Consider the following 25,324-nt stretch of genomic DNA (forward strand, 5'->3'; position numbering starts at 1 on the left):
GGGCTCGCGCCCACAGGCTAACCCGGCGTCCGCTGGAAATGGGATCGGTTGAGCCTTCCGGCTCCTGCAGGAGAGGAAGCTCTGCCGCAAGCGCGCGCGGGCGGGCCGAGGCCCGCCCGCTGCACACTGAGCCGCCGGACGGAACGGCGCGGTCTCCGGCACTGGGACGAGTCCCGATGCCGCGGATGGCAGGGCGCTACGAAAGCGGCCGGTCAGCGGGCGGACGGGTCCACGTAGTGGCGCTCCCCCGGGCCCACGTAGACCTGGCGCGGGCGCCCGATCTTGGTGGAGTTGTCGTTCATCATCTCGCGCCACTGGGCGATCCAGCCGGGGAGCCGGCCGAGCGCGAACAGCACGGTGAACGCGTTGGTGGGGAAGCCCATCGCCTTGTAGATGACGCCCGTGTAGAAGTCGACGTTCGGGTAGAGCTTCCGCTCGATGAAGTAGTCGTCGCTCAGCGCGACCTCTTCCAGGCGCATCGCCAGGTCGAGGAGCGGGTCGGACTTGCCGAGCGCCTCCAGCACCTTGCCGGTGGCCTTCTTCACGACCGCGGCGCGCGGGTCGTAGTTGCGGTACACGCGGTGCCCGAAGCCCATGAGCTTGACGCCGGGCTCCTTCTTCTTGACCCGCTCGACGAACGACTCGATGTCGTCGCCGCTCTCGTGGATGCGCTCCAGCATTTCCAGGACGGCCTGGTTGGCGCCACCGTGGAGCGGGCCGAACAGGGCGTCGACGCCGGCCGAGACGGAGGAGAACAGGTTCGCCTGGCTGGAGCCCACCAGCCGCACCGTGGAGGTGGAGCAGTTCTGCTCGTGGTCGGCGTGCAGGACGAAGAGCATGTCCAGCACGCGCACGATCTCGGGGTCGATCTCGTACGGCTGCGTGGGCAGCCCGAACGTCATGCGCAGGAAGTTCTCCACGTACCCGAGCGAGTTGTCGGGGTACAGCAGCGGCTGCCCGTTGGAGGTCTTGTACGCGTAGGCCGCGATCGTGGGCAGCTTGGCGATGAGGCGGATGCTCGACTGGTCGACCTGCTCGGGGTCGAAGGGGTCGAGGCTGTCCTGGTAGAAGGTCGACAGCGCGCTGACCGCGGACGACAGCACGGCCATCGGGTGGGCGCGGCGCGGAAAGGCGGAGAAGAAGGCCCGGAACTTCTCGTCCAGCAGCGTGTGGTTGCGGACGCTGTCGGTGAACTCGTCCAGCTGCGCGGGAGCGGGCAGCTCACCGTAGATCAGCAGGTAGGCCACCTCGAGGAAGGACGATTTCTCCGCCAGCTCCTCGATGGGATACCCCCGGTAGCGGAGGATGCCCGCCTCACCGTCGATGTAGGTGATCGCCGATGTGGTGGACGCGGTGTTGGTGAAACCGGGGTCGAGTGTGACGTGCCCCGTCTCCTTCAGCAGGCTTCCCACCCGCAGTCCCGACGGTCCTTCGGTCGACTCCGTCACCTCGAGAGGCATCCGGCCGCCCGCGTGGTTGAGTTCGAAATCCGACATATGCGCTCGCTCCCAACTCCGTCCACACCTGCGTAGACGTTCCGCTCTTCATCGTATCCAGGTGATCACATGGGCCGATCGGCGGCATGTCGTTGACGCCGGGGCCGCGAGGGTGTTGCGCTGGGTACATGACCGACGACAGTGTCTCGGAGCTGGTCGCGCGGGCGCGCGAGGAGATCGGCGCGGCGGGCGGGAACCGCTTCCTCGACCTGCTGGAAACGGGCGAGTTGCCCCGAGAACGCCTGGTCTGGCTGGCTGCCGAGGAGTTTCGGATCGTCAGTAGTGATCAGCGTAGTTTCGCCCTGCTCGCCGCGCGTTTTCCCGCCGCGCCGGCGGGCGGGATGTTCCTGGGGCTGGCACAGGGCGAGGCGCGGGCGCTCACGCTGCTGGAACGGTTCGCCGGCGCGCTCGGGGAGAGTGAGAAGAATCTCAGAACCCGCGAGCCGCGGCCGTTCGCACAGGCGTATCCGGCGTACCTGGCGCAGCGCGCCGCCTTCGGCACGTCCACCGAGGTCGCCTTGGCCATGCTGGCCAATCTGGAGGAGTGGGGCTCCTATTGCGCCCGCACCGCCGCGGCGCTTCGCGCCCGTTACGGATTCGACGAGGAGGCCGTCGCGTTCTTCTCCTACTTCGCGGAGTCGCCGCCCGGCTTCGAGGAGCAGGCGCTGGCGGTCATCGCCGCCGGTCTGGCCTCCGGTGACGATCCCGTGGACGCCTCCCGTGCGGCCCGGCTCTTGCACGCCTACGAGACCGCCTTCTGGGACGCGCTCGTGGAAGGCCTGTCCTGAGCCGGCTCAGGTCCAGGGCAGCTCGCTTCGTTCCCGCCAGTACCGTACCGGCGCGATGCGCAGGGCGGAGAGCACGTCCAGTTCCCGTTCGTCCAGAGAGACCCGGGTCGCCTCCAGATTCGCATGCAACTGGCCCGGGCTGACGGCACCGATCAGCACGGTGTCCGCCCAAGGTCGACTCAGCGCGGCGGCCAGTGCGAGCGCGTCTGCCGCGACGCGCTTCTCGGTTGCCATGGCCTGCATCGCGCTCGGCGGCTGTACGGCAAGTCGGCCGTTGGCAAGCACCTCCTTCAGGAGGACGTGCAAACCAGCCTGATGCGCCTCCTCAAGTGCAGCTTCCGCGGACGTCTCAAGGAGATTCCAGGTCGACTGGACAGTGCTGAAGAGCCGCTGGCCTGACACCTCCAGCTGCATCGCATGGCGGATCGTCTCGGCCTGCCTGGGGCCGGACGTGGAGAAGCCGACCCGGACTCCCTGGGCCGCCGCTTCGGCAAGGGCCGCCTGAAGCCTGACGTCGTGGAAGAGCGGGCTCTCCTCCGTGAGCGAGTGCACCTGGTAGACGGAAAGGTGATCGCCCAAGAGGGCGCGCGTCTCCTCGTACTGGGCGCAATAACGGTCGATGCCGTGGTCCTTGACCTCGTGCACCGGAGCGTCCGTCTTCCACTCGCCGACGTAGGTGTAGCCCCATTTGCTGGAGACGGTCACACCGTCAGGTGTGCGCGCGGCGAGCCATTCGCTCAGGAACTCCTCCGCGCGCCCATAGGAACGCGCGGTGTCCACCCATCGGATCCCGGCCGCGTACGCGCTGTCCAGCAGACGCCAGGTGGCGTCGCGCAACTGCTCGACATCCCGATCACTGGGCAGTTCCTCCGTCCTGCCCACGTTGATGTAGGCAGGTCGCCCCACCGCCGCAAGTCCGATCCCCAGCCGTCCTATCGCGTTCACTCTCTCAGCGTCCCATGCCGTAAGCGGCCGAGAAGACGCGGGCACGGCACTTCTGCATCTGTCGGCTAATCGTCATGCGGGAATCACCATCCGGTATTTGCCCTGTTTCTGGCGCTATCTGGCGACCTTTATCCACAGAACGACATTCCAGTTCCCTTGCCCTCGCGCCTCCCCCGAGGCTTGACCACATCACGCGGTCCGCCACGGCTTGAGGAGGCCCCCTTGCCCATCACCATCACCGTTCCCGAGGAGACCACCGCCCGGTTCGTCGTCACCGCCGACCGAACCCCCGGCGACGTTGCGACCGCCGTCCGGCAAGGGACGGACGGCCGGCTCGACGCCGCGGTGGCCGAGCGGCTCGGCACGTCCGCGCTGATGGTCGCCGCGCACAGCGCCGAAACGTCGCCCTGGGACCTGAGCCGGGTGACGAGCGCCGACCAGGAAACCGCCGAACGGGTTCGCCGCACCGCCTGGCATGTCGGCGTGACCTCGGTTCTCCCGGTCTCCGACCTCCCCCACGGCCCGCACATCGCACGCAAAGCGGCCGAGGCCCTCGCCGAATCGCTCTGCGGCATCGCCGTCGACCTCGACCTGAACCAGGTCCTGCCGCCGGTGCGGCGCCCCGACGACTTCGTCCTCGCGGACGACTGGACGGGCGCCGCGCTCCCGCCGTACCGCAACGGTGGCCGATGCACCGCCGACGAGGACGAGATCGACGGCTGCTCGTGCGTGGCGCTCACGACCCGGGGGATGCGCCGCTTCGGTCTACCAGACCTGGAGATCACCGGTGTTGCGTGCCCGCACGACCTCGCCGCCCTGAACGTCCTCCGGACCACCGCCCAGCGGCTGCTGCCCCTCGGCAGGCACCAGGGCGAGCACATCCTGCATTCGGAACTGGTGCTGACGAGTGCCGACTTCTCGGCCTTCTGGGGGATCCGCGAACAGATCTGGGATGACGGCCCGGTCCCCGTGAGACTCGTGCAGATCGGACCTCGCCGTCTCGCCGTCCGGGCGCCGGAGGATTTCCCCGGCACGCTTAACGAGTGGCTGTGGGACGAACTGCCGCCCGTCCTGCATCACTACCTGAGTTCCGAACCCGACGGCACCTGAGTTCCGAACCCGACGGCGCCGTCGCCGACTGAACAAGGCCGATGACGTGGGCCTCGACGACGGACCACCTGCACTGCCGCGCGGCGACGGTTAGCGTCAGTCGGCATGCAGGATGAAAGAGAACCGGGCTCCCTGGAGAAGGTCCTGGCGGACGTCGCCGCCGAACGCGCCGCGCAGGACCGCACGTGGGGCGTCCAGGAGTTCCCCGACGGCCGCGGGCCGGCGTTCACCGGAAAGGCCGAGGAGGCGAAGGCCGACTGCGCCGCGGCGTCGTCACGCGGCGAACTGACATGGCGACACGTGCTCACCGAGGAATACCTCGAAGCGCTGGCCGAGTCCGAACCCGCTCCCCTGCGGAACGAATTGGTACAGACGGCGGCGGTGGCGGTGAAATGGATCCAGTCGTTGGACCGCCGGACCGGCGCGACTGAGCATCGCACCGAAGACGGCGGTGGGCGCGCCGAGAAGCTGGTCCGCGACCGGATCCCCGACCTGCTGCGGGACGCCGGCGAGCGGCCGGAGGCCCGCGTCGCCGAGCCCGGCGAGTATGCGTCCCTGCTGCGCGCCAAGCTCTACGAAGAGGCTGGCGAGTACGCGGCCAGCGGCGATCCCGCCGAGCTCGCCGACGTCCTGGAGGTCGTTCACGCGCTCGCCGCGCTGCATGGAATGACACCGGCCGACCTGGAGGCGCGCCGGGCGGCGAAGTACGCGGAGAGAGGAGGCTTCTCCGGCCGGATCGTCCTGCGGCTCCGGTGACAGGCGTGCGCCGTCGGCCGCGGGCACGGTGTCAGGACCAGATCCGGCGAAGTATCCAGGGGCCGGTGGCCTCGGCAGGCGGCCCGACCACCTCCGCGATGGCCAGGCCGTCCGGCGTGGCGATCTGCAACCGGTAGAAGCGGGCCGCGCCGGGCTCCTGCCACTGCTCGAGGACGCGGCGCACCCGGAAGCAACCGCGCGCGCCGGTGATCTGAGATGGATGCCCCACCGGGGTGGTCTCCGCGGAGACGGGTTCATCGATCAACACGAGTCCAGACCCTAGCCCGAACACGCGTTCGAACGAAAGGCGACAAGCCATACAGCCACCACAACCGAACCCCAGCCCCGGCGACCATCCCCCATGGGCGTCAGCCCCCATGGGCGTCAGCCCCCATGGACGCCCCGATGGATCACCCCCACGGACCGAAGAACACGCCGATCACCTCGGAACCCCCGCACCCGACACGCATTACTGGGCGCTTCGCCACGTCGCGGCGCTCTGGACCCTGCCCACTGCCTTCGGAATGAGCTGGGTTCGCCGCGCGAGCCGCGCGTATCCCCGGCGTCCCACGCCGCGGTCCGTTCCGGGCAGCGGTTTGGCTGCGGCGCGTGGCGGGTTGGGTGGGTTCGTGAGCGCTGGTTCGTTCGGGGGTGGGCGTTTGTGGGTTCTTCGCAGGGGTGCTGTGCCGTGATTTGGCGTGCCGCTGGGAGTGGGCCGGTTCTTTCGAATTTGCCGGGGCTGGAGGTGGTGCGTGTTGTGAGGCGCTTTAGGCGGATGGTTGGTCTGCGCCGATGGTTTGGGCGAGAGGAGGAGGGAGCAGGTAGGGCCGTTCTTTGGGGAGGAGGGCTTTGGCCTGGGCCGTTCGGCCGGCTTGGAGGAGTCCGTGGATTCTGCGAGCCAACGGGGTGCGGTCCTCGATGCCGAGGATCCAGTCGTCGACGTAGCGGTCCACGATGTGGCGGCTCAGCCCGATCTGGATGCTCCGTGTCTCCAGTTTCCGGCCGTCGATCGAGCGCTCGGGGTCCCACTGCACGTGGACGAGCGCCCGGGCGAAACGGCGGCGCCATTCCTCGGAGCTGCGGAAGACGCGGCGGTCCGGGTCGGTCGGGACGGCCTGGGCGAGGGCCTCCTCCCAGCCGGCGCGGGTGATGCGGACGGCGAGGATGGTCTCCTGGTCCGGCTTGCGCGCCCAGTTGCTGCGGGCCATCAGCCACAGGAACGACGGCTTGATCCACGTCATCCGGGTGCGGGAAAACGGCGGCACGAAGGTGCCGTGGTGTGCCGCCGGGCGACCGATCTCCGGTGCGTACGCCTGGTAGACCGTGATCGAGTCGCGGTCGTGGAGGGCGCGGATCTCGCGTGTGCTCATGGTGCGGCCACGGTCCCGCAGGGGTCAGGCGAGGTTCAACCGGATTTCGGGGCTGCGGACCTGCGGCGGTGGGCCTTCTGGCGGCACGCGGCACCGCAGAAGCGGGCCGGGCGGCCGGTGCGGGCTGCGGTCAGCGGGGTTCCGCAGACCTCGCAGCGCCCTTCGTTACGTGACGGCGACCGAGTTTCGTTATCCAGTTTCGTTACGGGAGTGGGACGCAGCGCGTCGCAGGCCAGGGCGGTCATGCGGCCGGGCGGCCCGTCGGCGCGCCGCATCCGTTCGGTGACCATGCAGCCCGCCATCAGGGCCCGGACATCCCGGATGTCGACGTCCGCACGGACCTGGCCCGCGTCCTGCGCCCGCCGGAGCAGCACTTCGAGAGCCTCGTTGAACTCTTCCTCGAGGCCGACAGCGAACGCCTTGATCCCTTCCTCCAAGGCCAGTGCGTCGCAGAGGGCGTGGTTGAACATCGCGCGCTCGACGACCCACATCAGGAAGCCGTAGAACTGTTCGCCCGGATCGTCCGCGCCGCCCAGCGCCCTAGCCTCCTCGACGATGTCCCGGAGGCGGTCGGTGACGACGGCCGTGAACAGGGCCTCCTTGGTCGGGAAGTTGCGGTAGACCGTGCCGGCGCCGACCCCGGCACGGCGGGCGATGTCGTCGAGGGGGACCAGCCGTCCCTCCGTGGCGAACGCCTCCATCGCGGCCTGCAGGATCCGCTGCCGGTTCCGGCGCGCGTCGGCGCGGCGCGGTTCGGCGTCGACACGCCGGGATTCGGCGTCGACACGCCGGGATTCGGCGTCGACACGCCGGGATTCGGCGTCGGCACCCGGGGGTTTTGCGTCGGCGCGCAGAGGCTCTGTGCTGGTGCGCTGGGCTTCCGCGTCGGTGCGCTGGGGTTCGGCATCGGTGCGCAGGGGCTCTGTGCCGGTGTGTTGGGCTTTCGTGTCGGCGCGTTGGGCTTTCGTGTCGGTGCGCTGGGGTTTGGTGTCGGCGCGGCGGCTGTTAGGCACGGGCGCCCTCTCCTTCAGGGAACGGTCGCCGTTGACAAGCGGGGCGAGCGTTCCGGTAACGTCCTAAGCGGGTTGGCAGTTCCGATTGTACGGCCGAAGGAGACGGCGATGGGAAGCGACGCGGTGCTCGAGGCAAGGCGGCGGCTGGGGCGGATCGGGGTGGGGCTGACCACCCCGATCGCGCCGGCCGACGAGTGGCGGCAGGCGGCCCGCCAGGTGGAGGACGCCGGTTACGGGGCGATCTGGGTGAACGAGGCGATCGGCGGAAGGGAGGTGTTCACGCAGCTCGGCGTGCTGCTCGCCGCCACGGAGCGGATCACGCTCGGATCGGGGATCGCGAACCTGTGGGCGCGGCATCCGGCCGCGATGCAGGGGGCCGCGTCGGTGCTGGCCGACGCCTATCCGGGGCGGCTCGCGCTCGGCATCGGCGTCAGCATGAGCGCGATCGTCGAGCAGAGCGGCCAGACGTGGGGCAGCCCGCTCACCCGCATGCGCGAGTACCTCGAAGGCATGGACGCCTCGGCGCAGGCCGCGCCGACGCCGGACGTACCGTTCCCGCGGCTGCTGGCGGCGCTGGGGCCGAAGATGCAGGGCCTGGCCCGCGACCACGCGGACGGCATGCTGCCCGCGCTGATGCCGGTCGAGCACACCCGCAAGGCACGGGAACTGCTCGGTCCGGACAAGCTGCTGGTCGTCGGGCAGCCGGTGATCCTCGAGACGGATCCGGACAAGGCGCGCGGCATCGCCCGCCAGGCCGGGCCGTTCACGATTCCGGGCTCGCCCTACGTCCGCGCGCTCAGGAACCTCGGCTTCTCGGAGGCGGACTTCGACGGCGGTGGTTCCGACGCCATCATCGATGCCTGCTTCAACTGGGGCGACGAGGCCGCGGTCGCCAAGGGGATCACCGCCCACCTGGACGCCGGAGCCGACCATGTGTGCCTGTGGGTGTTCCAGCCGGACCTCGCCTCGTCCGCCGAGCAGTTCGAGCGGCTCGCGCCGTTCCTACTGGGCACGTAGAAAGGAGGCGGCTCCACGTCTAAGGACCCGCGACGCGCACCGAGCGCGGCGTGACGAAACTCCGCGCGGCGCTCAGCGGGGGCGGACCAGGCCGGTCTCGTAGGCGGCGATCACCAGCTGGGCACGGTCGCGGGCCTGCAGCTTGGCCAGCAGGTGGCCGATGTGGGTCTTCACCGTCGCGGGGCTGAGCTGCAGGTGCTCGGCCAGTTCGGCGTTGGACAGGCCGCGGGCGATGAGGGCGAGGACCTCGCGCTCGCGGTCGGTCAGGCCGTCGAGGCCGGCGGGCGCCGGCCGCACGGGCGCGGGCCGGCGGACGAACTCGGCGATGAGCCGGCGGGTGACGGTGGGGGCGAGCAGCGACTCCCCGGAGGCGACCACCCGGATCGCCGACAGCAGGTCGGCGGGCGGGGTGTCCTTCAGCAGGAAGCCGCTGGCGCCGGCGCGCAGCGCCGAGTAGACGTAGGAGTCCAGGTCGAACGTGGTGAGGATGAGGACACGGACGTCCGGCAGGTCGCGGCAGATGCGCCGGGTCGCCTCGATGCCGTCCATCTCGGGCATCCGGACGTCCATCAGCACGACGTCGGGGCGTTCGCGCTCGGCGAGGTCGACGGCCTCGGCGCCGGTGCCGGCCTCGCCGACGGTGCGCAGGCCCGGCGCGGTGTCGACGAGGACGCGGAAGCTACCGCGCAGCAGGGCTTGGTCGTCGGCGACGAGGACGCGCAGTTCCAACGGATTCCTAGGCTTCGTAGGGGAAGGCGGCGGCGACGGCGAAGCCGCCTTCCGGGCGGGGGCCGGCGGTGAAGTCGCCGCCGTACATCATGACGCGTTCGCGCATCCCGATGAGCCCGTGGCCGGGGGCGCCGGGCAGGACGCGCTCGCCCGGTCCGTCGTCGTCCACCTCGATGCGGACCCGGCCGCCGCCGGCCTCGACCAGGACGCGGCAGCGGGCGGGGGCGGCGTGCTTGACGACGTTGGTGACGGCCTCCTGGACGATCCGGTAGGCCGACAGCGCGACGCCCTCCGGCAGCTCCCCCGCGCGGACGTCGAGGTCGACGTGGACGCACGCCATCGCGGCTCGTTCCACCAGGCCCGGCAGAGAGGCGAGACCCGGTGCCGGTGGCGGCACGGCGCCGGGTTCGTCGGCGCGCAGGACGCCGAGGAGGTGGCGCATCTCCGCGAGCGTGCCGCGGCTGGTGGACTCGATGACGCGCAGCGCGTCGAGCGCCTCCTGCGGGCGGGCCTCGGCGACGTGGACGGCGACGCCGGCCTTGACGGCGATGAGGCTCATGCTGTGCGCGACGATGTCGTGCAGTTCGCGGGCGATGCGGAGGCGTTCCTCGCCGACGGCGGTCTCGGCGAGCCGGCGGGCGGACTGGGCGGTGTAGGCACGTCGGTCGCGGACGGCGCGGCCGAGCGCCCAGGAAGCGCCGAGGACGCCGAGGCCGAGCAGCAGCCGTCCGAGCTGCTCGGCATGCCAGTTCTTGGGGCCGATCAGGGCGCCGCCGAAAATGACGATCGCGCTGAGCACGCCGATGGCGTGCGTGGGGATCCAGCGGCGGCGGGGCAGGGCGAGCGCGAGCGGATAGAGCGCGTACGCGGCGGCGGCGAAGAAGTCCCAGGGCAGGTCGAGGACCAGCGCGAGGGCGGAGGCGGCGAGGACGGCGCCGAAGACGGGGACGGGCCGGACCCGCCGGAAAGCGAGGGGCAGTCCCATGGCGCAGATGACGGGCACCGCGAGCAGCGCCGAGGCCTCGTGGCCGCCGGAGAACAGCAGCAGGAACAGCGTGTAGAGGACCGCCACCGCGGCGTCCGCGCGGATCAGCCGCCGGCGGCCGATCCGCCGGGCGAACGGGGAGGGCGGCTCGGATTCGTGCACGTCACGACGGTAGCGGGGCAGCGAGGCCGAGCGCGTCGTGCCGGCGGACGTCATACCTGGCTCCGATACGGCGAGACGAAATCGGAGCACGGTCGTAGCGGCGGGTCCCGACCGGGTTCCGATGTGCCGACGGCCCGTCCGGCGGGAGCGTTGCGGACATGATCGAAGTGAGGGAGCTGACCAAGCGCTACGGCGGGACGCTCGCCGTCGACCGCCTGTCGTTCCAAGTGCGGCCCGGCGCGGTGACGGGGTTCCTCGGCCCGAACGGGGCCGGGAAGTCGACGACCATGCGCGTCCTGCTGGGGCTGGACGCGCCGTCGTCAGGCGCGGCGCTGGTGAACGGCGGCCCGTACGGCGCGCTGCGGCGGCCGATGCGCGAGGTGGGGGCGCTGCTGGACGCGGGCGCGGTGCACGGCGGGCGCCGCGCGTTCGACCATCTCGGCTGGCTGGCGCGCAGCAACGGGATCGGGACGCGGCGGGTGGCCGAGGTACTGGAGCAGGTGGGGCTGGCCGGCGTCGCGCGCAAACGGGTGGGCGGCTTCTCGCTCGGGATGCGGCAGCGGCTCGGGATCGCGGTGGCACTGCTCGGAGATCCGGGGGTGCTGTTGTTCGACGAGCCGGTGAACGGGCTGGACCCCGACGGCGTGCGGTGGATCCGCGGGCTGATGCGGGCGCTGGCCGCCGAGGGCCGGACGGTGCTGATCTCCAGCCATCTGATGAGCGAGATGGAGCTGACCGCGGACCGGTTGATCGTCATCGGCCGGGGGCGGCTGATCGCGGACACGTCCGTGCGGGAGCTGGCGGACCGGTTCGCGCGCGGGGTGCTGGTCCGGTCGCCGCGTCCGGAGGAGCTGACCGGGGTGCTGGTGGCCGCGGGCGGCACCGTCGAGGCCGGGCGGGGCGGCGCGTTGTCGGTCACGGGGCTGGACGTGGCGGAGATCGGCGACCGCGCCGCCGCGCGCGGCATCCCGCTGTACGAGGTGACGCCGCGCAGCGCGTCGTTGGAGGAGGCGTACATGGAGCTGACGGCGGGCAGCGCCGAGTTCGGGACGGTGACGTCGTGATCGACGCGGTGGCGGCGGAGTGGTGGAAGCTGCGGTCGGTCCGTTCGACGTTCGCCGTGCTCGCGACGGTCGCGGGGTTCACGCTGCTGTGTGTGGTGTGGTCGTTGTACGCGGCCCATTACTGGGACGGCCTGTCGGAGGCGCGCCGGGCGACGTTCAGGTCCGCGCCGCCCGAGCAGCCGTTGTCGATCGCGCTGCCGGTGTGCGCGGTGGTGCTGGGCGCGCTGCCGCTGACGTCGGAGTACGCGTCCGGGATGATCCGGACGAGCCTGGCCGCGTTGCCGCGCCGCCGGACGCTTTTCGCGGCGAAGGCGGCGGTGCCCTGCGCCGCGATGCTCGGGGCCGCGCTGGTGAGCCTGGCCGTCGGCGTCCTGGCGGGTAAGGCGGTCGTGGACGGCCGTCCCATACGCGCGTTCGACGCCTCGCTCGCGGACCATCTCCCCTACGTGCTCGCGACGGCGGCGGCGACCGCGGCCATCACGCTCATCGCGTTCGGGCTGGCAGCGGTGCTGCGGTCCACCGCGGCGACGATCACGGCGGGGATGGCGGTGCTGTTCGTCGTGCCGCCCATCGCGAACCTGTTGCCCGATCCGTGGGCCGGGCGGATCTGGTCGGTGCTGCCCGCGAGCCTTCCCGGGCAGATCGCCGCGCCGCCGGGTGCCTCGGCCACCCGGGACGGCTTGCCGCCGCTGCCCTCGGCTCTGCTCCTGATGGCGTACACGGCGGTGGCGCTGGGGGCGGGCGCCCGCGTCTTCGGAAAGAGGGACGCGTGATGACTGACGCGATCGCGGCCGAATGGTGGAAGCTGCGTTCCGTCCGGTCGACCTACACGATCCTGGCGATCACGGCGGGGTTCGTGGTGTTCGTCGTGCTGCTGGCCTTCCAGCAGGCGAACGTGTGGGATCACCTCGACTCCGCCCGGCGCGCCCGGTTCGATCTGCGGCCGCTGCAGGAGCTCGGCGGATGGGTCGCGCAGCTGTGCCTGGCCGTGCTCGGAGTGCTCGCCGCGACCTCCGAGTACCGCACCGGCATGGTGCGGACGAGCCTGACCGCGGTGCCGTCCCGGACGCGGTTCCTGGCGGCGAAGGCCGCGGTCGTGGGGGCCACCGGGCTCGTCGCGGGCGAGGCGGTCGCGGTCGGGTCCCTGCTCGGCACGCGGCTGGTGATCGGCGGGCGCCCGTTCCCCGACCAGGGCGCGTCCATCGCGCACGACCTGCCGGGATTCCTGGTCTCCGGCGCCGCGGTGGCGGTGTTCGCGCTGCTCGGTCTGGCCCTCGGCGTCCTGCTGCGGTCGGCGGCGGGTGCGATCGTCGCGGTGGTCCTGCTGTGGCACGTGATCCCGCTGCTGGTGTACCACCTGCCGGGGCCGTGGAACGAGCGGGTCGGTTCGCTGATGCCGTCCGGTTTGTCGGCCGAGATCGCCGGCCTGAGCGCGGAGCACTCCATCTATGGAGGGGCGCTCTCACCGCCGACGGCAGCGGTCGTCCTCGTGGCCTATGCGTTGGTCCCGCTCGCATTGGCCGGGCTCGTGCTCGTCCGCCGGGACGCGTGAGGAAACTCGTGGGCGGCGGTGCCCGGTCAGGGACACCGCCGCCCGTTCGCGCAAGTCCGCCGGCGGGTCAGCCCGCCCGCCGGTGGGACGCGCGGACCGCGAGCCGGTGCCGGAGCAGGCCGATGGCCTCCTCCAGCGTCGGTGCGGCGGCCTGCGCGCGCAGTTGCCGGCCGTCGAGCTCGGCGACGACCCTGGCGAGGGCCGGCCGGGGCAGCGACGGGTCCGCCACGACGCTCAGCGTGACGTGCGCGGACGCGGCGCCGGTGCCGTCCAGCGCCTCGCGGACGGCGCTCGCCGCCTCCGTGCGCTGGGCGTCCGTGACCTCGCCCGAGGTGAGAAACCGGATCTCCGGTCGCTCGAGGGTGGCGTTCATGATTCCCCCTGGATGGATCGGTGACGTTCTCCGGGACGGTGCCGGGCGCCGCCGCGTCGCCGCGGTGCGCGACGCCCTCCCGTCAAGTGAACGCCGTCCGGGCCGGGGAGATCGTCCGCTGGCGACGAGAGCTTGGTCACCCGCCTCCACCGCAGATCCCGTGATCAGCGGTGATGCGAACGGTGAGGCGCACCTCACCCTCTCTCCAATTACCGGGATAGGCGTCATGCCCCGAGGGACTTCTTCGCCGGCGCGTCGATGATCGCGTCCGCGCCGTGGTCGTCCGGGCGGTTCGGCGGCTCCTCGGCCGCAGCGGCCGGGGGCGGGCGGCGTCCCGCCGTTATTCACCGAACAGGGTGACCGCCGTCATTTGGGCGTCATACAACGGGCGCCCGGAAAGCGCACGCAGATTGGCGGGCGCAAGGACACGAAACACCAGGCAATTGATGTGCCGGCAGTGACTTCGCCGCCCCGGAAATGACCTCCCGGTCAACGCGGACGGCGGCCCGCCGCCACGTTCCGCACCCGGACCGCCACCGACGGCACTGGTCACGGGCCGTGGTCACGCTCCAAAAAGCCGATCCGCATCCGTTGGCACGGTCCCGGGTTCGATCGGCGGGCGCGGCGAGGGTATCCTCGCCCGCGCCGATCGGCGAACGGACCGTCCGCCCCGGCCGCCCTAACACGGATGGGCCGTTTCGCCGAAGATGCGCTTTTTCATACTTCCCAAAAACGTGCTTCGATCCTCTAACATAGGGCGGTGCCGTTCCGCCCCAGAACAGACCCGTCGACTGGCTGGTGACCCCTTGCCCCAGGATTCAGCCGCCCCCACGCCTCCGGCCGAGGGCGATCAGCCCGGCAGATTGATCGACTATCCGCGGCGCGGCGGGCCGACGGTGCTGCGCATCCTGCTCGGCGCCCAGCTGCGCCGGCTGCGCGAGGCGCGCGGCATCTCCACCGAGCAGGCCGGCTACGAGATCCGCGGCTCGCACTCCAAGATCAGCCGGATGGAGCTCGGCCGCGTCGGGTTCAAGGAGCGCGACGTCTCCGACCTGCTCACGCTGTACGGCGTGCAAGCCCCCGAGGAGCGCGCCCCGCTGCTGGAGCTGGCCAAGGAGGCCAACACCCCGGGCTGGTGGCACCGCTACGGCGACGTCCTGCCGAGCTGGTTCGAGGTCTACCTGGGCCTGGAGGAGGCCGCGTCGCTGCTGCGCACCTACGAACTGCAGTTCGTCCCCGGCCTGCTGCAGACCGAGGACTACGCGCACGCCGTCGTCCGGCTGGGCTACTCCGACGCCTCCGACGAGGAGGTCGAGCGGCGCGTCCAGCTCCGCACCGACCGGCAGCGTCGCTTCACCTCCCCCGGCGCGCCGACGCTGTGGGCCGTCCTGGACGAGGCGGTCGTGCGCCGCCCGCTCGGCGGCCGGGACGTGATGCGCCGCCAGCTCGAGCACCTCATCGCGATGTCGGAGCTGCCCAACGTCACGCTGCAGATCGTGCCGTTCGGGGCGGGCGGGCACGCGGCCGCCGGCGGCCCGTTCACCATCCTGCGGTTCGCGGAGCCGGGCCTGTCCGACGTCGTCTACCTGGAGCAGCTCACCAGCGCGCTGTACCTCGACAAGCCGACCGACGTCGACACCTACATGCGCGCGATGAACAACCTGTGCATCACCGCCGCGCGCCCCGACGACACGGCGCGGCTGCTCACCGGCATCCTGAAGGACCTCTGACCGGGGCGCGCGACCAGGAGCCTACGCTTCCCCGTCCGCCAGGACCCGCTCGTTGCGGCTGCGGCTGCCGCCCCGGAACTCGGCGATGACGTCCCCGTCCGGGACGCGCTGGACGGTCACGTCGTAGACGCCGCTGCGCCCGTACCGGGTGCGTTCGACGGCGGTCGCCTCCAGCACGTCGCCGGCCCGCGCGGGCGCGACGAACACGACGTCGGCGGACGCCGCGACCGTCACGGCGCCGTGGGTGTTGCAGGCGTAGGCGAACGCCGAGTCGGCGAGCAGGAACAGGTAGCCCCCGTGGGCGATCCCGTGCCCGTTCACCATCGCGGGGGTCAGGGTCATGCGCAGCACCGCCCGTCCGGGCGCGATGCCGGCGATCTCCATGCCGAGGTCCTGCGCGACCTTGTCGCCCGCGTACATCTTCTCGGCGCATCGCCGCGCCAGGCCCGCCGCGTCGTTCACGGTGCAAGGGTAATGAGCGTCCGGGCATTGGACCCGCGCCCTTGGGAAGGTCATCCAGGGTTCCTCGGTTCACACGGGTGGCCGTGGTTACCGCCGAACCGGATAGAGGAGGACTCAATGCTGTACGGCAAGGAGCACGTCGCGCGTTACCAGGAGACCGACGGCGCGGAGGGGCACGACTGGCAGGGCACGGTGACGCTGCTGCTCACCACGACGGGCCGGCGCAGCGGCAAGGAGTACACGACGCCGCTCATCTACCAGCCCGAGGGAGACGCCTATCTCATCGTCGCGTCCAAGGGCGGCGCTGACGAGCCGCCGGAGTGGTACCTGAACCTGCAGGAGAACCCGGAGGTGAAGGTGCAGGTGAAGGGCGACAAGTTCACCGCGCGGGCGCGCACGGCGACGGCGCAGGAGAAGCCCGCGTTGTGGAAGAAGATGACGGCGGCCTGGCCGGCCTACGACGAGTACCAGCAGAAGACCGACCGCGACATCCCCGTGGTCGTGCTCGAAAGGGTCTGAGCAGGCGGAGACCGCCGGGCGGGCGGCCCGGAACCGTCCCCGCCCCGGCGGTTCCCTTTCGCGGTGGCGCGCGGACGTGTAGCGTCGTGTGGGAACATCCGTTCGACCGCCGTCCGTCCGAGGCCACCGAGGTGCGAAGGTGCCGACGTCCCGCAGCGCCGACGAGCACAGCGCTGACAAGCACAGCACCGACCCGTCCGCCGCCGGCGCGAAGGGCGGCGAACGCCCCGAGGACGAGGGGCCGCCGCCCCGGCTGCTGAAACGGTGGGGCCTCGACGCGACCCAGGTGCCCGAGGCGCTGGCGGGCGGACGGTGCTGGCGGGTCCGCACGTCCGGCGGCCCGTTCTGCCTGAAGGAGTACGCCGCGCACGACCGGCGGCGCGTCCTGTTCCAGCACGAGGTGACCGGGGCGCTCGACGCCGCGGGGCTCCCGGTGCTCGCGCCGTTACCGGCGCGGACCGGGCGCACGCTCGTGACCGCCTCGGGGCACGGCTACGCGCTGTACCCCTGGGTCGCCGGACGCGAGCGCGGCGGCTTGGAGCTGACGTTCCGGCAGTGCGAGGAGCTCGGGGAACTGCTCGGCCGGCTGCACGCCGAGCTGGAGCGGATCACGCCGCCGGTGCAACAGAGCTTGCTGGTGCCGACGCCGCGGGCCGCGGACGCGGCGGCGGCCGTCGAGTCGATGCTGGAGTCGGTGCCCGCCGACGGAGGCGGCACCGACTTCGAGGCGCTGACCGCGCGCCGGCTGCGGGAGCGTCGCGCGCTGCTCGCCGAGTTCGCCGGGCACCAGCCGCCCGAGATCGATGTCAGCACCGTCGGGCATCTGCACGGCGCCTTCCACGCGGGGCATCTGCGGTACGCGGGCGCGGGCAACGTGACGGCGGTGCTCGGCTGGGACGCGCTGACGACGGGTCCCGTCGCCGGGGAGGTCGTGCGGGCCGCGGCGCGGCTCTTCGCGTGCGAGGACGAGCGCGGCCTCGACCTGGACCGGGTGCAGGCGTTCGTGCGGGGGCACCGCGCGGCGTTCCCGCTGGACGCGGGCCAGATCCAGTCGGCGGTGCACCGCGAGTGGTGGGAGCGCCTCTGCGACGTGGCGCCGCTGCGGCACCGGTACCTCGGCGAGGAGGGCACGGGCGAGCGGGGCCCCGCCGGGCTCGTGTCCTGGTGGTCGGCTCAGCTGGAGCGCACGCTCGACGCGTTCGCGGCTCCCTACACCGGCCCCTTCGGCGACCCGTACGCCGAGGTTCCGGACGACAGCACCGCCTACGGCTGACCGGTCCCCGCTCGTCTCCGCCCCGATCTGATGGCGCGGTCACGCGATCCCCGCGCGTCGGCGGGTAGGGACGTCCCGGACGCACCACGGGGATGCGCGCCGCACCGCCATGTGCCAATCTTGTCCCGACGGTTATGTATCGCACAGTCCAAAAGGAGCCGGAAATGACGCAGACCGCAATGCTCGGCACCGGGATCATGGGCGCCGCGATGGCCCGGAACCTGCTGAAGAACGGCCACGGGGTCGCCGCCTGGAACCGCACCCGCGAACGCGCCGAGCCGCTGGCCGCCGACGGCGCGACCGTCGTGGACTCCCCCGCCGAGGCCGTCTCGGGCGCCGACGTCGTCATGACGATGCTCAACGACGGCGACACGGCCCTGGCGGTGATGCGCGACGCCGCGCCCGCGCTGCGGTCCGGGCAGATCTGGGCGCAGATGGGCACGGTCGGCGTGGCGGACGTGCCGCAACTCGCCACGTTCGCCGACGAGCAGGGGCTGACGTTCGTGGACTCGCCCGTCCAGGGCACCAGGCAGCCGGCCGAGCAGGGCCGGCTGCTGGTCCTGGCCGCAGGCCCGCAGAGCGCCAGGACGGTGCTGGAGCCGGTGTTCGGCGCGATCGGCAGCAGGACGCTCTGGTTGGACGAGGACGGCGCGAGCGGCGCCGGCACCCGCCTGAAGCTCGCCGCCGTGAGCTACGCCATCTCGCTCACCTCGGTCATCGCCGAATCCGTCGCGTTGACCAAGGGACTCGGGCTCGACCCCGCGCTGCTCGGCGAGGTGCTCACCGGCGGCCCGCTCGACAACGCCTACCTGCAGATCAAGATGAAGGCGATGCTCGCCGACGACTACACGACGAGCTTCGCGGTCAGCAACGCGGAGAAGAACACGCGGCTGATCCACGACGCGGCCGCGTCGGCGGGCGTGCGCGTCGACGTCAACGACGCCGCCGGCGACCGGTTCCGCCGGGTCATCGACCAGGGGCACGGCGACGAGGACATGGCCGCGACCTACCGCGCGAGCTTCGGCGGCTGATCCGTCCCGGCCCGCGGGCGTGGCGGAGCACGGCGGCGGAGCGCGCGGGGCGAGGATGGGGGCATGGAGGTACTGAGCAGCCGCGTCCTGCTGCGCCCCGCCGACCTCGAGCGCAGCCAACGCTTCTACCGCGACGTGCTGGGGCTCGCGGTATACCGCGAATTCGGCCCGCCCGACTCCCCCGGCGTCGTGTTCTTCCTCGGGCCCGGCTTCCTGGAGGTGTCGGGGCACGGGCCGGGCGGCGCCGGCCCGTCCCCGATGCTCTGGGTGCAGGTCCGCGACGTCCGGGCCGAGCACGAGCGGCTCGCGGCGGCGGGCGCGCGCGTCACCCGCGAGCCGCGCGAGGAGCCGTGGGGCCTGGTGGAGATGTGGATCGAGGACCCCGACGGCGTCAAGATCGTTGTCGTGGAGGTCCCGGAGGGGCATCCCCTGCGCCGCGACACCCGTCCGTGACGGAGGCGACCGTGACCGCACCCGAGACGCCGGCGGAGTACTGGAACCACAACACCCACTACCACCGGCTCGTCCTGCGCCATGTGCCGAGCGGCTGCGAGGAGGCCCTCGACGTGGGCTCCGGGGACGGGCTGCTCGCGCGCCGCCTGGCACCGCACGCCCGCCACGTCACCGGGCTCGACCGGTCGGCGGAGATGGTCGTCAAGGCCAAGACGCTGAGCGAAGGCGTCGGGAACGTCGACTTCGTCGAGGCCGGGTTGCTGGAGTACGACCTTCCGGAGAAGCACTACGACTTCGTCTGCAGCGTCGCCACGATCCACCACATGGACTTCAGCGCGGGCATGACGGCGATGCGCAACGCCGTCCGGCCCGGCGGTGCGCTCGTGGTGATCGGTCTCGCCGACAACGCGGGGATGAAGGACTTCCTCTACGGGGCGGCGGGCCTTCCCGCGCACCTGCTGCACGGGCGCGTCCTCAAGCGCAAGCACGCGGGAGGGCCGGGTGCACCGCTCGCCGATCCCGACATGACCTGGGGCGAGGTGCGGGACGCGGCGCTGCGCCTGCTGCCCGGCGCGGTGTTCCGCCGGCATCTGCTCTGGCGGTACTCCATCGTCTGGCACCGGCCGGGCTGATCCGGAACGCCCGCAGGCAACACTGGAAAACGCTGGAACTGTCTGGAAGCTCCTGTACTGTCTGCCGCATGCCCCCGTCCCCCGGCGTCCCGGCCCCCGACGCGCTGGAGGCGCGCATCGCCGAGCTGCGCGCCGGCGTGCGCCGCGCGATGGCGTCCGGCGACCGGGGCACCGCCCGCGAGCTGCGGGCCGACCTGCGCCGGGCCGAGCAGGAGTGGGACGCCGCCGTCCTCGGCGACGCCGGCGAGCCGGAGGCGCCCGCCCGGGCCGAGCCCGAGGGGCGGCGCGGGCTGCTGCCCGTACGCGAGCAGGTCCACCAGGCGCTGACGCTGCTCGGGGTGCCCTCCGCGCCCAAGCTCATCGGGTCGGTGTACGCGGCGTTCTTCCCCGGCGAGATCCCCGGGACCCGGTTGACGAGCCTGCGTCGCGACGAGGAGCGCTCGTTCCGGACCTCGCCGTACGCGCGGCCCTACTACCTGTGCGCCGCGCTCACCGCCGACCTGCTCGCGCCCGCGCGCGGCCTACTGACGGTCAGCACGTGGCCGCTGGAGCAGCGGATCGTCGGGCCGCTGAGCCCGCGCACCGACTTCCTCGCCGCCGCGCTCCGCCTCGCCGAGCACGCCGAGCGCACGGGTCCCTCGCCGGACGCGCAGCGGCTGCTGTGGCGGTTCGCCTCCAACATTCCCGGTGCGGTCACCGGTACGGTCGGTACAGTCGATCCGGCCGTGCTCGCCGAGGCCGCCCGGGCCGAACTGGACGTGCACCGGGAGCCCGACCGGCGGCGCCGCGCGTCGGCCGCCGGGCGCGCCCGGGCCCAGCTCGACGACGCGGAACGGCTGTTCGGCAGCCGGCTGCGGGCCCTGCAGCATTCCGCACGGCGACGTGCCAGCTCTGGAGAAACGGACCGATGACCGAGACCGCGCCGGACCTGGACCGGCTGCGCGGCGACGCACCGCCGCGCAACCACGACGCCCGCACGATCGCGGCGCTGACCGCCAATCCCGGTTGCGCCCGCCGCGGGCTGATGGACGCGGCGGGCGTCGACAAGGACGCGGTGGCGCGCGCGCTCGGGTTCCCCGCGCCGTTCGGCCAGTCGCAGTTCGCGATCACGCGGGGCAACGCGTTCGAGGCGCAGGTGAAGGCCGACGGGTGCGCGGAGCTGCTGACGCTCCTGCGCGACCGGATGGGCCTGGCGGTGTCCGAGGTGGCCTACGACGACCTGGAGGTCGTCGCCGGGAACGAGGGCCGGGAGCTGCGGCACACCCGCACCCGGCGGCTGCTGGCCCGCGCGCTCGACAGCGGCGAGGGCACCCTGTTCGACCATCCGCTGCTGCGGCTGGAGATCGGCGGGCAGCTCGCCTACCTGGAGCCGGACGTCATCGCGTTCCAGATCGCGGGCCGGCTGCACGTGGTCGAGATCAAGTCGTTCGCGGTGGTGGACGGGCAGGCCGAGCCGGAGCAGGTCGCGGCGGCGGCCCGGCAGTCGGCGGTGTACGTGCTGGCGCTGCGCCGGCTGGTCGCCGAGCTCGGGCACGAGCCGGAGCGGGTGTCGCACGAGGTGTTCCTGGTGTGCCCGGAGAACTTCTCCAACCGGCCGACCGCGACGCCGCTGGACGTCCGCCCGCAGCTGGCCGTGCTGGAACGGCAGCTGGCGCGCCTCACCCGCGTCGACCAGATCCTGGACGCGCTGCCCGACGACCTGACGTTCGAGCCCGGCGAGCACCTCGCCGAGTCCGTCCGCACGGTCGAGGCCCGCTACGCGCCCGAGTGCATGGCGGGCTGCGAGATGGCGATGTTCTGCCGGGACGAGGCGCGCGCGTGCGGGGCGACGGGCGCGCTCGGCCGGGCCGTCCGCGACGACCTGGGCGGCGTCGACTCGATCGGCACGGCGCTCGGGCTCGCGGACGGTTCGCTCAGCCCGTCCGACGACCTCGCGGAGACGGCGGAGCAGTTGCGCGCCGCGGCCCGGCTGCGCGCCGAGGCCCTCGGTACGCCGTTCCGGGAGACCGCGTGACGGCCCGATGAGCGCGCTGAGTTCGCTGGCACGGCTGGAGGCGGTGCAGGCCGCGATCGCGCAGCCGCTCGCAACGGTCCGGCACTGCCACGTTTCCGACGCGCCGCTGGTGCTGATCCCGCTGAAGCTCGCGGGCGAGGCGGCGGCGCCGCTGGCGGTCATGCTGGGGTCGGCGCCGGACGACCCGTCGCTGCTGGTGGTGCCGCAGCCCCGCAACCGCGATCTGAGGTTCGCGTTCGCGGCGGAGCTGGCCAAGCTCGTCCTGAACTACATCGAGACCAGCCGCGGCGAAGTGGAGGAGCTGCCGCCGGGCAAGGAGGGCGAGGAGCGGATCCGGTACGGCAACGCGCCGCAGCTGCTCGTCCCGAACCGGGGCGGGGTGGCGTTCCTGAGGCTGATGGGCCGCTCGACGCGGTTCCGCAGCACCGAGGGCCCGTACGCGGTCGACCCGGCGGTGCCGGTGCTCGGCCGGTGGCTGACGTGGTTCGCCGACCGGCATGACCATCCGGGGTCGTCGCTGCTGCGGGCGATGACCGAGGTGCTGCGGCTGCACTGGGCGACCGGGCAGAGTTCGGTGGAGGACGGCAACCTCGCCGCACTGATGGGCTGGATCGACCCGCCGGACGGCCTGGACGGCCCGGCGGCCGCCGCCCGCGCCGAGGACCCGGTGACCTGCCCGCCGGCCGGCCCCGCGACCGACCCGACGTTCGACAACGAGGTGCTCGCCCCCGCGATCGCCGCCTACGACCGGTCGGGCGGCGACCCGCGCGCCGGCGACCGGCTCCGCGCGCTCGTCGCCGGGCAGCTGACCCCGACGTGGGACCTGATGTGGCGGGCGGTCGGGCTGCTGCGCGCGATGCCGGAGGGCGCGAGCGTGCCGCGCCGCTGGGAGCGCGACCGGGACGCCTTCACCTATTACCACCAGACGTTCGGCGAGGCGTATCCTCAGGCGCGCCGCGACCCGCCCGTCCGGGCGGCGCGGCGGCTGCACGATCTCGAACGCGCCCAGGACGCCTACGAGGCGCAGCGGGCGTTCGACGACCCCCTGGTCATGGCCGAGCACCGGCTGGCCGGGCAGGCGTTCGGCGGGCCGGTCACCGAGTGCGACCCGGCCCGGCTGGACGAGACGGGCAAACGGCCGAAGCTGCGCCCGCTGCTGCGCGTCCGCACCGAGGACCCCGTGCGGCTCGACATCGGGACGACCGTGTGCAACGCGGCGCGCCCGGCGCTGAAGGGGAGGATCGTGGAGATCGGCGACGGCGGCGTGCTGCTGGAGCTGACCGGCGGCATGGGCCGCAGGCTCACCCCCGAACCGGGCGCCGTGCCGCAGGTCGGCGAGCACGTGGTCTTCACCTCGCTCACGGAGGGATCGTTCGGCGCCGCGAAGTTCCCCGACCGGGAGGACACGCCCTGGACGCACGGCGGGCCGCCCGAGGAGTACGTGCCGACCGACGAGGACGCCGAAGAGGACTGGTCATGACCGAACGCCATCTCGTCGCGCTCGCAGAGCCGGAGCCCTCCGCCGCGCTCGCCCCGGCCGAGGCCGCGGCGCGGGTCGTCGACGGGGTGCTCGCCGACCTCGGCGGCGGCCACCGCGGCGTGGTGGTCGACTCGCCGCCGGGCGCGGGCAAGTCGACGCTCGTGGTCCGCGCCGCCGCGCACCTCGCGGAGGCGGGCGAGCGGCTGATGATCGTGGCGCAGACCAACGAGCAGGTCGACGACCTCATCGAACGGATCGCGGCCAAGCACCCGCGGCTGACGCTGGGCCGGCTGTCGGCGTCGGGGTACGTGCCGTCCGAGCGGGTGCTGGCGCACCCGTCGGTGCGGGTCGCGCAGAAGGCCGACGACCTCGCCGAGCACACCGTCGTCATCGCGACCGCCGCGAAGTGGGCGACCCTGCCGGACGGGTCGTGGCCCTGGGCGATCGTCGACGAGGCGTACCAGATGCGCTCGGACATGCTTCTGCGCATCGCCGGGCGGTTCGAGCGGGCGCTGTTCGTCGGCGACCCCGGTCAGCTCGACCCGTTCTCCACCGTCGAGGTCGAACGCTGGGCCGGCCTGGCGTGGGACCCGATGCGCAGCGCCGTGTCGGTCCTCCTCGCGCACAACCCGGACCTGCCCGTGCACCGGCTGCCGGTGTCGTGGCGCCTGCCGGCGTCCGCGGCGCCCGTGGTGTCCCGCGCGTTCTACCCGTTCACCGGCTTCCGCGCCGGGACGAACGAGGGCGACCGGCGGCTGGAGTACGGCGCGCGCGGCATGGGCACCACCTACGACCACGCGCTGGAGGAGGCTGCGGCGACCGGATGGGCGCTGTACGAGCTGCCCGCCCGGCACACGCTCCGCACCGACGCCGAGGCCGTCCGCGCGACGGCGGCGCTGGCCGTCCGGCTGCTGCAGCGCGGCCCGGTCGCGCACTCCGAACTCGGCTCCAAGCCCATGGACGCGACCCGCGTCGCGATCGGCGCCGCACACCGCGACCAGGTCACCGCGCTCCGGGCGGCGCTCGGCGCGCACGGCGCGGGCATCACCGTCGACACCGCCAACCGGTTGCAGGGACGCGAGTACGACGTCACGGTCATGCTGCACCCGCTGTCGGGGCGCCGCGACGCCACAGCGTTCCACCTGGAGTCGGGGCGGCTGTGCGTCCTGACGTCCCGGCACCGGCACGCCTGCATCGTGGTGGCGCGGGCGGGCATCCCCGAACTGCTGGACGCCCATCCGTCCACCGAACCCGTGCACCTCGGGGTGCCGGTCAAGTTCCCGGACGGGTGGGAGGCCAACCAGTCCGTCCTCGCCCACCTCGCCCGCCACCGCGTGGCGGCGGACTAGCGACCCGGTTGCGCGGGGCCGGCGGTGGCGGCCCAGCGGCCGTTGTGCCGGGTGATCGTGATCGGATGGTCGAAGCAGGCGCTGACCAGCTCGGTCGTCAGCACCTCGTCCGCCGGCCCCGACGCCAACACCTGCCCCTCGCGCAGCAGCAGCGCGTGGCTGGTGCTGGTCGGCAGCTCCTCCAGATGGTGCGTGACCAGCACCGTCGTCAGGTCGGGGCGCTCGCGCCGCAGCTGGTCGATGCTCGCCAGCAGCCGCTCGCGCGCGGCGACGTCCAGGCCGGTGGCGGGCTCGTCGAGCAGCAGCAGCGGCGGATCCGGCATCAGCGCCCGCGCGATCAGCGCCCGGCCCCGCTCCCCCTGCGACAGGTTCGGCCAGCGGGCGTCGGTACGCGCCGTGAGCCCCATCAACGCGATCAGCTCGTCGGCGCGGCGCAGCTCGTCCTCGCTCGGCGTCCAGCGCGGGACCAGCTCGATGGTGCCCGTCGCGCCGGTCAGCACGATCTCCCGGACGGTCCGCGCCGACTCCAGCGGATGCCGCGGGTTGACCTGGCCGATCAGCCGGCGCAGCTCCTGCACGTCGACCCGGCCGAGCCGGCGGCCGAGGATCTCCGCCGTGCCGCGCGTCGGATGGGTGTAGGCGCCGAGGATGCCGAGCAGCGTGCTCTTGCCCGCGCCGTTCGGGCCGATCAGCGCCCAGTGCTCGCCGCGCAGCACCGTCATGGTCACCCGGTCGAGCAGCGGCCGCCGGTCCCGGACGAGGTCGATCTTGTCGGCGTTGAGCACGATGTCGGTCCGGTCGGGAAGGGACAAGGAGACCTCCCTTTCGAAGGCGCGGCGGGACGGGCTCGCACAGGAGCACCGGGGACATGCGGAGAGGCGCGCGGGGTATGCGTCGCAACACCGGGCCGGGATCGCCGGGGCGGCGGAAGATCTTCAACGTACCCCAGCGTTCGCGCCGCCCGGTACGCGGGACGCGTCCGGACGGATACTGTGAGAGCCGGTGCCTCAGCGATCAGGGG

Annotated in this window: 27 protein-coding genes; 17 read left to right on the top strand and 10 right to left on the bottom strand. The window is 72.5% G+C overall.

Translation table 11 applies throughout. The features are described 5' to 3' along the window. Positions 1-212: 212 nt before the first annotated feature. Positions 213-1,496, bottom strand: a complete 1,284-nt coding sequence (locus QP089_RS06620) for a citrate synthase (RefSeq protein ID WP_285910437.1) — start codon at positions 1,494-1,496, stop codon at positions 213-215. A 128-nt stretch (positions 1,497-1,624) separates the two neighbouring features. On the opposite strand from QP089_RS06620, the gene QP089_RS06625 reads away from it, so the two are divergent. Further along, positions 1,625-2,284 (top strand): thiaminase II/PqqC family protein, encoded by a 660-nt coding sequence (locus QP089_RS06625; RefSeq protein WP_285910438.1) that lies wholly within the window; start codon positions 1,625-1,627, stop codon positions 2,282-2,284. A gap of 6 nt (positions 2,285-2,290) precedes the next feature. Here the strand turns inward: QP089_RS06625 and QP089_RS06630 are convergent, their stop codons facing one another. Then, positions 2,291-3,229, bottom strand: coding sequence for an aldo/keto reductase (locus QP089_RS06630; RefSeq protein ID WP_285910439.1), 939 nt, complete (start codon positions 3,227-3,229; stop codon positions 2,291-2,293). A 222-nt stretch (positions 3,230-3,451) separates the two neighbouring features. Between QP089_RS06630 and QP089_RS06635 the strand changes: the two genes are divergently transcribed. Both QP089_RS06635 and QP089_RS06640 read left to right on the top strand, forming a co-directional pair. Beyond that, positions 3,452-4,339 carry a hypothetical protein gene (locus QP089_RS06635; RefSeq protein ID WP_285910440.1) on the top strand — a complete coding sequence of 296 codons (888 nt, stop codon included), beginning with the start codon at positions 3,452-3,454 and terminating at the stop codon, positions 4,337-4,339. Between the two features lie 105 nt (positions 4,340-4,444). After that, entirely contained in the window at positions 4,445-5,095 is a 651-nt protein-coding gene (locus QP089_RS06640; RefSeq protein WP_285910441.1) for a nucleoside triphosphate pyrophosphohydrolase, read from the top strand. A 31-nt stretch (positions 5,096-5,126) separates the two neighbouring features. Here QP089_RS06640 and QP089_RS06645 read toward each other — a convergent pair whose 3' ends face one another. From QP089_RS06645 to QP089_RS06655, 3 genes are all read right to left on the bottom strand, one after another. After that, positions 5,127-5,363, bottom strand: a complete 237-nt coding sequence (locus QP089_RS06645) for a hypothetical protein (RefSeq protein WP_285910442.1) — start codon at positions 5,361-5,363, stop codon at positions 5,127-5,129. A 499-nt stretch (positions 5,364-5,862) separates the two neighbouring features. Continuing rightward, positions 5,863-6,465, bottom strand: coding sequence for a DUF4291 domain-containing protein (locus QP089_RS06650; protein ID WP_285910443.1), 603 nt, complete (start codon positions 6,463-6,465; stop codon positions 5,863-5,865). A 35-nt stretch (positions 6,466-6,500) separates the two neighbouring features. Further along, positions 6,501-7,478, bottom strand: a complete 978-nt coding sequence (locus QP089_RS06655; protein WP_285910444.1) for a TetR/AcrR family transcriptional regulator — start codon at positions 7,476-7,478, stop codon at positions 6,501-6,503. 108 nt (positions 7,479-7,586) lie between these two features. On the opposite strand from QP089_RS06655, the gene QP089_RS06660 reads away from it, so the two are divergent. Then, positions 7,587-8,495, top strand: a complete 909-nt coding sequence (locus QP089_RS06660) for a TIGR03620 family F420-dependent LLM class oxidoreductase (protein ID WP_285910445.1) — start codon at positions 7,587-7,589, stop codon at positions 8,493-8,495. 72 nt (positions 8,496-8,567) lie between these two features. On the opposite strand, the gene QP089_RS06665 is transcribed toward QP089_RS06660, so the two are convergent. Together QP089_RS06665 and QP089_RS06670 are read right to left on the bottom strand one after the other, a co-directional pair. After that, positions 8,568-9,224: a response regulator gene (locus QP089_RS06665; protein WP_285910446.1), complete on the bottom strand. Its 657-nt coding sequence runs from the start codon at positions 9,222-9,224 to the stop codon at positions 8,568-8,570. 7 nt (positions 9,225-9,231) lie between these two features. Continuing rightward, positions 9,232-10,371 (bottom strand): sensor histidine kinase, encoded by a 1,140-nt coding sequence (locus QP089_RS06670; protein WP_285910447.1) that lies wholly within the window; start codon positions 10,369-10,371, stop codon positions 9,232-9,234. A 158-nt stretch (positions 10,372-10,529) separates the two neighbouring features. Here QP089_RS06670 and QP089_RS06675 point away from each other — a divergent pair, with 158 nt between their 5' ends. Genes QP089_RS06675 through QP089_RS06685 form a run of 3 tightly spaced genes read left to right on the top strand, consistent with a single transcriptional unit; the run spans position 10,530 to position 12,987 of the window. After that, entirely contained in the window at positions 10,530-11,435 is a 906-nt protein-coding gene (locus tag QP089_RS06675; RefSeq protein WP_285910448.1) for an ABC transporter ATP-binding protein, read from the top strand. After that, on the top strand, positions 11,432-12,208 hold the full coding sequence (locus tag QP089_RS06680) for an ABC transporter permease (protein WP_285910449.1): 777 nt from the start codon (positions 11,432-11,434) through the stop codon (positions 12,206-12,208). Before QP089_RS06675 ends, QP089_RS06680 begins: the two co-directional genes overlap by 4 nt. Then, a complete protein-coding gene (locus QP089_RS06685; RefSeq protein WP_285910451.1) occupies positions 12,208-12,987 on the top strand; it encodes an ABC transporter permease in 780 nt (259 codons plus the stop codon). Before QP089_RS06680 ends, QP089_RS06685 begins: the two co-directional genes overlap by 1 nt. Positions 12,988-13,054: 67 nt before the next feature. Here the strand turns inward: QP089_RS06685 and QP089_RS06690 are convergent, their stop codons facing one another. Next, positions 13,055-13,360, bottom strand: a complete 306-nt coding sequence (locus QP089_RS06690) for a hypothetical protein (protein WP_285910452.1) — start codon at positions 13,358-13,360, stop codon at positions 13,055-13,057. Between the two features lie 863 nt (positions 13,361-14,223). Between QP089_RS06690 and QP089_RS06695 the strand changes: the two genes are divergently transcribed. Beyond that, positions 14,224-15,090, top strand: coding sequence for a Sco1979 family transcriptional regulator (locus QP089_RS06695; protein WP_285910453.1), 867 nt, complete (start codon positions 14,224-14,226; stop codon positions 15,088-15,090). A gap of 21 nt (positions 15,091-15,111) precedes the next feature. Here the strand turns inward: QP089_RS06695 and paaI are convergent, their stop codons facing one another. Then, positions 15,112-15,552, bottom strand: a complete 441-nt coding sequence (gene paaI / locus QP089_RS06700; protein WP_353070555.1) for a hydroxyphenylacetyl-CoA thioesterase PaaI — start codon at positions 15,550-15,552, stop codon at positions 15,112-15,114. A 117-nt stretch (positions 15,553-15,669) separates the two neighbouring features. On the opposite strand from paaI, the gene QP089_RS06705 reads away from it, so the two are divergent. The 9 genes from QP089_RS06705 (at position 15,670) to QP089_RS06745 (ending at position 24,303) form a co-directional block, all read left to right on the top strand. Beyond that, entirely contained in the window at positions 15,670-16,071 is a 402-nt protein-coding gene (locus QP089_RS06705) for a nitroreductase family deazaflavin-dependent oxidoreductase (RefSeq protein WP_285910454.1), read from the top strand. 139 nt (positions 16,072-16,210) lie between these two features. Further along, positions 16,211-17,344: a phosphotransferase enzyme family protein gene (locus QP089_RS06710; protein WP_285910455.1), complete on the top strand. Its 1,134-nt coding sequence runs from the start codon at positions 16,211-16,213 to the stop codon at positions 17,342-17,344. 164 nt (positions 17,345-17,508) lie between these two features. Further along, entirely contained in the window at positions 17,509-18,375 is an 867-nt protein-coding gene (locus QP089_RS06715) for an NAD(P)-dependent oxidoreductase (RefSeq protein WP_285910456.1), read from the top strand. Between the two features lie 63 nt (positions 18,376-18,438). Then, positions 18,439-18,828 carry a VOC family protein gene (locus tag QP089_RS06720; protein ID WP_285910458.1) on the top strand — a complete coding sequence of 130 codons (390 nt, stop codon included), beginning with the start codon at positions 18,439-18,441 and terminating at the stop codon, positions 18,826-18,828. 11 nt (positions 18,829-18,839) lie between these two features. Beyond that, entirely contained in the window at positions 18,840-19,460 is a 621-nt protein-coding gene (locus tag QP089_RS06725) for a class I SAM-dependent methyltransferase (RefSeq protein ID WP_285910459.1), read from the top strand. Positions 19,461-19,528: 68 nt separating this feature from the next. Beyond that, positions 19,529-20,371, top strand: coding sequence for a serine/threonine-protein kinase (locus tag QP089_RS06730; RefSeq protein ID WP_285910460.1), 843 nt, complete (start codon positions 19,529-19,531; stop codon positions 20,369-20,371). After that, positions 20,368-21,474, top strand: coding sequence for a hypothetical protein (locus QP089_RS06735; protein ID WP_285910461.1), 1,107 nt, complete (start codon positions 20,368-20,370; stop codon positions 21,472-21,474). The genes QP089_RS06730 and QP089_RS06735 overlap by 4 nt, the downstream gene beginning before the upstream one ends. A gap of 7 nt (positions 21,475-21,481) precedes the next feature. Further along, positions 21,482-22,954, top strand: a complete 1,473-nt coding sequence (locus tag QP089_RS06740; protein ID WP_285910462.1) for a hypothetical protein — start codon at positions 21,482-21,484, stop codon at positions 22,952-22,954. Then, the gene (locus QP089_RS06745; protein ID WP_285910463.1) at positions 22,951-24,303 is read left to right on the top strand and encodes an AAA family ATPase; all 1,353 of its coding nucleotides are present in this window, start codon (positions 22,951-22,953) and stop codon (positions 24,301-24,303) included. The genes QP089_RS06740 and QP089_RS06745 overlap by 4 nt, the downstream gene beginning before the upstream one ends. On the opposite strand, the gene QP089_RS06750 is transcribed toward QP089_RS06745, so the two are convergent. After that, on the bottom strand, positions 24,300-25,115 hold the full coding sequence (locus QP089_RS06750; RefSeq protein ID WP_285910465.1) for an ABC transporter ATP-binding protein: 816 nt from the start codon (positions 25,113-25,115) through the stop codon (positions 24,300-24,302). The genes QP089_RS06745 and QP089_RS06750 overlap by 4 nt on opposite strands. Positions 25,116-25,324: the final 209 nt, after the last annotated feature.

The sequence above is a fragment of the Actinomadura opuntiae genome, assembly GCF_030283205.1.
Classification (GTDB): domain Bacteria; phylum Actinomycetota; class Actinomycetes; order Streptosporangiales; family Streptosporangiaceae; genus Spirillospora.

What these genes read in the sequence shown, in the direction of transcription:
- QP089_RS06620 (WP_285910437.1), bottom strand. Translation starts at nt 1,496, where the DNA reads ATGTCGGATTTCGAACTCAACCACGCGGGCGGCCGGATGCCTCTCGAG.
- QP089_RS06625 (WP_285910438.1), top strand. Translation starts at nt 1,625, where the DNA reads ATGACCGACGACAGTGTCTCGGAGCTGGTCGCGCGGGCGCGCGAGGAG.
- QP089_RS06640 (WP_285910441.1), top strand. Translation starts at nt 4,445, where the DNA reads ATGCAGGATGAAAGAGAACCGGGCTCCCTGGAGAAGGTCCTGGCGGAC.
- QP089_RS06650 (WP_285910443.1), bottom strand. Translation starts at nt 6,465, where the DNA reads ATGAGCACACGCGAGATCCGCGCCCTCCACGACCGCGACTCGATCACG.
- QP089_RS06660 (WP_285910445.1), top strand. Translation starts at nt 7,587, where the DNA reads ATGGGAAGCGACGCGGTGCTCGAGGCAAGGCGGCGGCTGGGGCGGATC.
- QP089_RS06675 (WP_285910448.1), top strand. Translation starts at nt 10,530, where the DNA reads ATGATCGAAGTGAGGGAGCTGACCAAGCGCTACGGCGGGACGCTCGCC.
- QP089_RS06685 (WP_285910451.1), top strand. Translation starts at nt 12,208, where the DNA reads ATGACTGACGCGATCGCGGCCGAATGGTGGAAGCTGCGTTCCGTCCGG.
- QP089_RS06690 (WP_285910452.1), bottom strand. Translation starts at nt 13,360, where the DNA reads ATGAACGCCACCCTCGAGCGACCGGAGATCCGGTTTCTCACCTCGGGC.
- QP089_RS06705 (WP_285910454.1), top strand. Translation starts at nt 15,670, where the DNA reads ATGCTGTACGGCAAGGAGCACGTCGCGCGTTACCAGGAGACCGACGGC.
- QP089_RS06715 (WP_285910456.1), top strand. Translation starts at nt 17,509, where the DNA reads ATGACGCAGACCGCAATGCTCGGCACCGGGATCATGGGCGCCGCGATG.
- QP089_RS06720 (WP_285910458.1), top strand. Translation starts at nt 18,439, where the DNA reads ATGGAGGTACTGAGCAGCCGCGTCCTGCTGCGCCCCGCCGACCTCGAG.
- QP089_RS06730 (WP_285910460.1), top strand. Translation starts at nt 19,529, where the DNA reads ATGCCCCCGTCCCCCGGCGTCCCGGCCCCCGACGCGCTGGAGGCGCGC.
- QP089_RS06735 (WP_285910461.1), top strand. Translation starts at nt 20,368, where the DNA reads ATGACCGAGACCGCGCCGGACCTGGACCGGCTGCGCGGCGACGCACCG.
- QP089_RS06740 (WP_285910462.1), top strand. Translation starts at nt 21,482, where the DNA reads ATGAGCGCGCTGAGTTCGCTGGCACGGCTGGAGGCGGTGCAGGCCGCG.
- QP089_RS06745 (WP_285910463.1), top strand. Translation starts at nt 22,951, where the DNA reads ATGACCGAACGCCATCTCGTCGCGCTCGCAGAGCCGGAGCCCTCCGCC.